Annotated in this window: 3 protein-coding genes; all 3 read right to left on the bottom strand. The window is 47.9% G+C overall.

Annotated elements, in window-relative coordinates; translation table 11 throughout:
• Positions 1-396: sugar phosphate nucleotidyltransferase (locus ACI4WN_RS00510; protein ID WP_439776513.1), on the bottom strand; the 396-nt coding region annotated here is incomplete at its 3' end.
• The gene (locus ACI4WN_RS00505; protein WP_439776512.1) at positions 383-1,531 is read right to left on the bottom strand and encodes a glucose-1-phosphate adenylyltransferase; all 1,149 of its coding nucleotides are present in this window, start codon (positions 1,529-1,531) and stop codon (positions 383-385) included. The genes ACI4WN_RS00510 and ACI4WN_RS00505, both read right to left, overlap by 14 nt.
• 48 nt (positions 1,532-1,579) lie before the next feature.
• On the bottom strand, positions 1,580-1,906 hold a 327-nt coding region (locus tag ACI4WN_RS00500; RefSeq protein WP_439776511.1), incomplete at its 5' end, for an alpha amylase C-terminal domain-containing protein.

Below are 1,906 nucleotides of genomic sequence, written 5' to 3'. Positions count from 1 at the left end.
GTCAAAGTTGGCAGCCATCTTGTTGCCGATGAAGACGGTGTAAGGCATCTTGCAGGTCTTCAAAAAGAGGATCAAATCGTTAAAATATTCTTCCCCTCTTGCCCGGCGCTGCATCAAGTTTTGGTAAAAGTCCAGGTATTCGTAGGCACCAATCGTGTCTAAGCCCCATTCCTTGCCCCCGCCAAGGTGGTCCAGGTAGGATCTAACCTTTTCTTGGCTGATCAAGGTGTAAACGTGGTTGATGCCCGCGTTGACGATGCTGGACAGGGCAAAGTCCATCAAGCGGTACTTGCCGGCGAAGTAAAGAGTTGACAGGGCTCTTTCATCCGTCAAAGGCTTTAATTGGCTGTATTCGTGCTGGTTGCTAAAAATTGCGCACATCTTACTTGTTTTCATTTGGTAACACTCCGATCTTTTCACCATTGCCAACTACGGCAATCTTGCCATCTTCTTCTGCAACTACTGAGTTGCTGCCAATAATCGCGTTTTCGCCAACGATTGCCTTGTGGATCTTAACGTTCTTGCCGATCTTGGCACCAGGCATGATGACGGAGTCAACGATTTCTGACCCCTTTTGGACGTCAACATTAGCAGAAATGATTGAGTGTTCGATCTTGCCATCGATGTAGCAGCCGTCCACGATCATGGAGTTCTTGACTTCAGCGTCTTCAGTAATCATTTGCGGAGCGTCAATGGTGTTCTTGGAGTAGATCCGCCAGCTGCGGTCGTCTAAGTCTAAGCCGTCTGACCCATCCAAGAATTCCATGTTGGCTTGCCAGAGGGAGTCGATCGTACCAACGTCCTTCCAGTAACCGGAGAATTGGTATGAGAAGACTCTTTCGTCACTCTTTAAGTAGTAAGGAATAACGTTCTTCCCAAAGTCGACCATGTCGTCAGCCGTAGCAAAGCCGGCAGTCAAGACTTCTCTCAGGCGCTTCCAGTTGAAGATGTAGATCCCCATGGAAGCGTGGTTGCTCTTTGGTTCAGCTGGTTTTTCTTCAAATTCGATGATCCGGCCGCTGGAGTCGGTGTTCATGATCCCAAAGCGCGGTGCTTCATCCCATGGCACGTCGATAACGGCAACCGTCAAAGAAGCATGGTTCTTTTCGTGTTGTTCCAGCATGTCGGCGTAGTCCATCTTGTAGATGTGGTCACCTGACAGGATCAAAACGTATTCTGGGTCTTGGCTGTCGATGTAGTCAATGTTTTGGTAGATGGCGTGAGCCGTCCCTTCAAACCACTTGCTGCCGCCGTTGTCGGTATATGGCTGCAAGATAGTGGCACTAGAGTTCAGCCCGTCAAGCCCCCAGCTTGAACCGTTGCCGATGTGATTGTTCAATTTCAATGGTTCATATTGGGTGATAATGCCGACGTTGCGGACACCTGAATTTGCGCAGTTGCTCAGCGGGAAGTCGATAATCCGGTAACGGCCGCCAAATGGCACGGCTGGCTTAGCCTGATTTGCAGTTAACTTGCCAAGCCGGGTCCCCTTGCCCCCGGCCAGGATTAGACCTAGCATTTTTGTACTCATAATAAAAACCTTCTCTACTTTATCTCTTCACATTATTTGTACTAACGGCTATTTGCTTTTAACTTGCTTAGCCTTTTTAGCACGTCTTCTCTTGATAACTACTTTCTCTGGCTTAAGAATCATGGCACTGAAGCCCGGTAGGTCAACAGAAATTTGGTAGTCAAAATTCTTAAACTTTTTCTCTTCTGCAGTCATCGTTTGTGGTTTTGCGGTCCAATCACCGCCATATTCACTGCGTGAGCTGTTTAAAGCTTCTTGGTAGGTGCCAGCATATGGTACGCCAACCTTAAACCCTTTTCTTTCAACCGGCGTAAAGTTGAGCAAGACGATGACAAAGTCATGTCTTACCTTGCCTTGTCTGATAAAGGACAAGAC

Source organism: Lactobacillus sp. (assembly GCF_051893255.1).
Lineage (GTDB): Bacteria > Bacillota > Bacilli > Lactobacillales > Lactobacillaceae > Lactobacillus.
This window is presented reverse-complemented; position numbering and strand designations above follow the sequence as displayed.